This window comes from Diaphorobacter ruginosibacter, assembly GCF_040396215.1.
In the GTDB taxonomy this organism is placed as follows: domain Bacteria; phylum Pseudomonadota; class Gammaproteobacteria; order Burkholderiales; family Burkholderiaceae_C; genus Diaphorobacter_A; species Diaphorobacter_A ruginosibacter_A.
The window spans coordinates 1-5,323 of record NZ_JBEBOW010000188.1; the positions used below are offsets into that span (position 1 = coordinate 1).

Below are 5,323 nucleotides of genomic sequence, written 5' to 3' on the forward strand. Positions count from 1 at the left end.
AGTTTAGTTCACTGGGATATGTGCACTGGCCGGAACTTTATCGGCCACGCCGCTGGGGCAGCGGTGAGTTTAGTCCACTGGGATATATGCACTGGCCGGAATGTTTTCCCTTCCCTCCGCCCTGTCCGTGCCAGTCTAATTCACGGGAGCATGGCCATGGGGCGGGATGGAAAATCCGTTGCGCGGGCGCATGTCTGTTTGCCGGGAGGTGCCGGGTATTGTGCGCAGTGGCCTGTTTCAGCGGGCGAGGGGGGCGACGGCGCCGTCGAGTTCGTCGCGCAGGCGGGTTCCCTGTTCGATCTTTGCGGCGACCTTGCCTTCTTTGTTGAGCACGATGGCTGTCGGCACGACCTGGATTTTTCCGAAGGTGCCGAAGTCGAAGTTGCGCATCTTTTCTTGGCCGGTGGGCGGCAGGGCGCGCATGGCGATGGGAAAGCCCAGTGCGCGTGATTCGTTGACCTTTTTGCCGCGGAATTTGAACGGATCGTCGAGATCGACGAACAGCACCTGCAGGCCCTTGTCACGGTATTTGTTGAATGCGTTGATCACGGCCGGGCGGCCATTGGCGGTGCAGGGTGCGCACCAGTCGGCGCCGAAATAGATCACCAGCGGCTTGCCCGCATAGTCGGCCAGGTTGACGGGCTGGCCCGATACCAGCTCCAGTTGTTCCAGGGCTGCGGGGTGTTCTCCCACTTCAGGCTTCCAGGCGTGCGCGGTGCTTGAAAGCGCCCAGAAGACAACGAAGATGAGCAGCCCCAGAACATCGAGGCTCAGGAGTTTTTTCATGGCTGGTCTCCCTGCTGGCGTTGATCGGAAGCCAGTGTAGGCAGGGCGCCGGCCGCTCGGCAATTGCGGGATCACACTGTTTCAGGGTTAACAAAAGTTACTAACCTGTTTGGAGGATGCACAGGGCGCGGAAAGCAAAAAGGACTGGTTTCCCAGTCCTTTGACGGCCCTGTTTGTTACAACTGGAGGATCAGATGCCGAGCTTTCTGGCGACGTAGTCCGCGTCCTTGTCGCCGCGGCCGGAGAGGTTGACGAGGATGTGCACATCCTTGCCGAGCCCGGGCGCCATGCGCATGGCCCAGGCGACCGCGTGCGAGCTCTCGAGCGCGGGGATGATGCCTTCCACGCGCGAGAGGGTCATGAAGGCGTCCAGGCATTCCTTGTCGTCCACGGCTTCGTATTGCACGCGGCCGATGTCCTTGAGATAGCTGTGCTGCGGGCCGACGCCGGGGTAGTCGAGGCCCGATGCGATGGAATGCACCGACGCGGGCGTGCCGTCGGCGTTTTCGAGCACGTAGCACTTCATGCCGTGGATCTCGCCGGGCTTGCCGGTGGAGAGCGTCGCCGCATGCCGGCCTGGTTTGTCGACGCCTTCGCCCGCGGGCTCCACGCCGACCAGCCTGACGCTTGCATCGCCCAGGAAGGCGGTGAAGATGCCGATGGCGTTGGAGCCTCCGCCGACGCAGGCGCTCACATAGTCCGGCAGCTTGCCGTGCCTGGCCTGGAATTGCTCGCGGGCCTCGCGGCCGACGATGGACTGGAAGTCTCGCACCATCTTCGGGAACGGATGCGGGCCTACGACCGAGCCGATTGCGTAGAGTGTGTTGACGGGGTCTTTCAGGTATTCCTCGAAGGCGCTGTCGACCGCGTCTTTCAGCGTTGCCTGGCCGCGCGTGACGGCGACCAGGTTGCAGCCGAGTATGCGCATCTTGGTCACGTTGGGGTGTTCTTTTTCGATGTCCACCTGGCCCATGTGGATCTCGCACGGAATACCGACCAGAGCGCATGCCGTGGCCAGCGCGACGCCGTGCTGGCCCGCGCCGGTTTCCGCGATGACCTTGGTCTTGCCCATGAACCTGGCGAGCAGCGCTTCGCCGAGGCAATGGTTGATCTTGTGCGCCCCGGTGTGGTTGAGGTCCTCGCGCTTGAGGTGGATCTGCGCGCCGCCGAGCTTTTCCGACAGCCGCCTGGCGTGAAAGATGGGACTGGGGCGGCCCACATAGTCCGCGAACAGTTGCGCCAATGTGTCCTGGAAATCCTGGCGCTGCACGATCTCGTCATAGGCCTCGGCAATGTCGTCCATGGCCTTTTTGAGGTGCGGCGGAACGAGCTGGCCGCCGTAGGGTCCGAAAAAACCGTTGGCATCGGGCATGGCCGCCGTGTCTGACCAGTTTGTCATGTATGAAATCTCCTGGAGCAAATGAAATGGGGAATATGACGAAGGGAAAATCCTGGCAAAACCCCGTTCATACCACGGCGCGCGGTTGGGCGGCGCCGGCCAATGATTGCGGCGGCTGCGGCAGAGCCGAGGGATGGCGTCAGGAGGGATACCATCTGCATCCATGAGAGCAAGCTCCGTCCGAGACATTCTTCTGGCCCACGCCATCGAAACCGCGGCGCCCAACGAAGCGTTGCCGTCGGCCGCGCAGTGCGAGGCCATCACGCAGGATACGCTGCATGCCATCGGCAACCCCGAACCAGGGGCGGGCGCGGCGCAGCGCGGGCAGTTCCTGGACTTTCTCGCCATGCGGGCCCAGCGTGTCGTGGCGGCGAGCCATCTGCCGCACGAGCTGCGCAAGGTCTGGCGGCAGGCTCCCGGCATCGCGCGCTGGGTGCCTTTTGCCGTGCTTGCGGGCGCATTGGTGATCGGGTTCTGCATGCATCGCTTCACCGATCCGCATCGCGTGGATCTGCTGGCGCCTTCGCTGCTGGCGATCGTGCTGTGGAATCTTCTGGTCTATGCCTGGATGCTGGCGGCATGGATACGCTCGCTGCTGCGCGCGGGCGGCGCGCGTGCGCCGGTGGTTCTGCAGTCCGCCGGTTCCGAATCGGGGCAGGCGGTGCTGGCGCCCGCCGCCGATGGCTGGCGGCGCAAGCTGCGCGCGCGCCTGCCGGTCCCCGGCGGCAGCGGGTTGCGCAGGATGGCTTTGAGCTTCGAGCGCAACTGGTGGCAATTGAGCCGCCGCGCGCGGCATGCGCAGTGGCTGTCGTGGCTGCATCTGGGCGCGGCGCTGATGGCGGCGGGCGCGCTGGCCTCGCTCTGGATGACGGGGCTGACCAATGAATATCAGGTGGGCTGGGAGAGCACCTTTCTTTCCGCGCCCACGGTTCACGGGCTGTTGAACCTGGTGTTTGCGCCGGTGCGGTGGCTGCTGGGCACGCCCGCCTGGAGCCTGGCGGACATCGAGATGCTGCGCGGCTGGGTGAGCAGCAGCGTGGGGATGGCGGATGCGCCAGGGCGCGCGCCACCCGCCTCATCGGCCTCATGGGGTGAGCAATGGGTGATCGCATACACCGCGCTGCTGGGGCTGCTGGTGATCGCGCCGCGCCTGGGGCTGGGGCTCTACCAGGGCCTGCGGGCGTGGTGGCTGGGCCGCCATATGCAATTGCCGCTTTCGCAGCCTTATTTCAAGAAGCTGCAGCGCGATTTCGGCGGGCTCGCCATCACCTTGCATGTGCTGCCCTACAGCTTCGAGGTCACCGAGGCGCGGCGCATGGCGCTGCAGCATCACGTGTCGGCGCAGTACGGCGCGGGCGCGCATCTGGTGATCGAGCCCGCGCTGGCCTATGGCGCTAAGCTGCCTTCCGCGGCGTCCGTCGCCGGCGGGGGCGAGGACACGGCGGCGGTGCTGCTCATCAACATGGCCGCCACGCCCGAGCCGGAGATCCACGGCGAGCTGCTGCAGGCCGCGCGCGAGCGCTGGGGACGGCATGCCGCCATCTGGCTGTGGAGCCGGGATTTCGACGAACGCAATGCGGGTGCGCCCAAGCGCATGGCGCAGCGGCGCGAGGTGTGGAATGATTTCGTGCGCAACGCCGGGCTGTGCGCGGTATGGATTCCGGAATCCGCCGCTGGCGCGGCGAGCGCCCAACCTGCAGACAAGACCACGCCATGAGTGACAACAGCACATCGATTTCGCCCGTGCACGGCGACGACGCATCGCGTCAGATCCAATGGTGCCTGCTCTCGCACACCAACATCGGCAAGACGACGCTCACGCGCACCCTGCTGGCCGATGACGTGGGCGAGATACAGGATGCCGCGCACGTCACCAGCCAGTCCCAGCGCTATCTGCTGCAGGACGATGGGGACGGCGACCAGCTCTGGCTGTGGGACACGCCGGGGTTTGGCGACTCCGTGCGGCTTTACGAGCGACTGAAGCAGCAGGGCAATCCGCTGGGCTGGTTTCTCTCGAACGTATGGGACCGCTGGCGCGACAGGCCGTTCTACATGAGCCAGCGCGCGCTCGCCGCGGCGCGCGATCACGCCGACGTGATGCTGTACCTGGTGAATGCGGCGGAAGACCCCGCGGATGCCGGGTATTGGGAAGCGGAGATGCGCATCCTGCAGTGGATGGACAAGCCTGTGATCATCCTGCTCAACCAGATCGGCAGCGACACCACGGCGCAGCAGACGGAGCACGACCTCGGGCGCTGGCATGCGGCGGTGCGGCCCTACAGCAAAACCGTGCATGACGTGCTGGTGCTCGACGCGTTCACACGCAGCTGGTGGCACGAGCGCCAGATGCTGCAAAGCATCGCGCCGCTGCTGCCGAAAGCCAAGCTGCCCGCCTACGAGCGGCTTCTGGCCGCGCGCGAGCAGCGGCAGCGAGAGCGCGAGGAGGCCAGCCTGTGCGCGCTGGCCGAGCAGTTGCTGCGCTCCGCATCCGCCGAGGAATCGGTGGACGGCGGGCGCGGAAAACTCTGGGAGCGCGCGGTCAGCCGGATCGCGCAGAAGTTCAGGCCAGCGCAGGAAGAAGAGGATGTGCCGCCCGAGGCGCGCCAAGCCATGAAACGGCTGCTCACCCGGCTGCAGGAGGCCGATGTGCGCTCGACCCAGCGGCTGCTGCAGCTGCATCAACTCGACGGCGAGGCCGCCAGCCAGATCCAGCAGCAGCTCAAGGGCGACCTGCGGATCACCTCCCCGCACGACCCCAGGGTGGCGAGCCTGTGGGGCGCGGTGACCGCCGGCGCGGCGACCGGCATAGGCGCGGACCTGGTGGCGGGCGGCATGACGCTGGGCGCCGGCGCGCTGGTGGGGGCGCTGGTCGGCGCCGTGACGTTCGCGGGTGCCGCCTGGGGGGCCAACAAGATGTTCGACCAGGAATCGCAGCGCCTGCGGCTCTCGGCGGACTACCTCACGGCGCTGGCGTCGCAGGTGCTCCTCAAGTATCTGGTGATATCGCATTTTGGAAGGGGCCGTGGCCGCTACAGCGCGCCGTCGGCGCCGCAGCAGTGGAGCGAGGCCGTGCAGCGGGCGGTGCAGTCGCACGGCGAGCAATGGACGGCGCTCTGGCTTCGCCTTCACCAGCAGCCG

At 66.1% G+C, this 5,323-nt stretch carries 4 protein-coding genes; 2 read left to right on the forward strand and 2 right to left on the reverse strand.

The features are described 5' to 3' along the window. Positions 1 to 237: 237 nt before the first annotated feature. Both ABWP92_RS16265 and trpB read right to left on the reverse strand, forming a co-directional pair. Positions 238 to 786 (reverse strand): peroxiredoxin family protein, encoded by a 549-nt coding sequence (locus ABWP92_RS16265; RefSeq protein WP_353236450.1) that lies wholly within the window; start codon positions 784 to 786, stop codon positions 238 to 240. A 190-nt stretch (positions 787 to 976) separates the two neighbouring features. After that, a complete protein-coding gene (gene trpB, locus ABWP92_RS16270; protein ID WP_353236451.1) occupies positions 977 to 2,185 on the reverse strand; it encodes a tryptophan synthase subunit beta in 1,209 nt (402 codons plus the stop codon). 163 nt (positions 2,186 to 2,348) lie between these two features. Between trpB and ABWP92_RS16275 the strand changes: the two genes are divergently transcribed. Together ABWP92_RS16275 and ABWP92_RS16280 are read left to right on the forward strand one after the other, a co-directional pair. Further along, on the forward strand, positions 2,349 to 3,902 hold the full coding sequence (locus tag ABWP92_RS16275) for a DUF2868 domain-containing protein (protein WP_353236452.1): 1,554 nt from the start codon (positions 2,349 to 2,351) through the stop codon (positions 3,900 to 3,902). Beyond that, positions 3,899 to 5,323: DUF3482 domain-containing protein (locus ABWP92_RS16280; RefSeq protein WP_353236453.1), on the forward strand; the 1,425-nt coding region annotated here is incomplete at its 3' end. The genes ABWP92_RS16275 and ABWP92_RS16280, both read left to right, overlap by 4 nt.

Bases quoted from the DNA above. Each gene is read 5' to 3' on its own strand.
- ABWP92_RS16275 (WP_353236452.1), top strand. From the start codon at position 2,349: ATGAGAGCAAGCTCCGTCCGAGACATTCTTCTGGCCCACGCCATCGAA.
- trpB (WP_353236451.1), bottom strand. From the start codon at position 2,185: ATGACAAACTGGTCAGACACGGCGGCCATGCCCGATGCCAACGGTTTT.
- ABWP92_RS16265 (WP_353236450.1), bottom strand. From the start codon at position 786: ATGAAAAAACTCCTGAGCCTCGATGTTCTGGGGCTGCTCATCTTCGTT.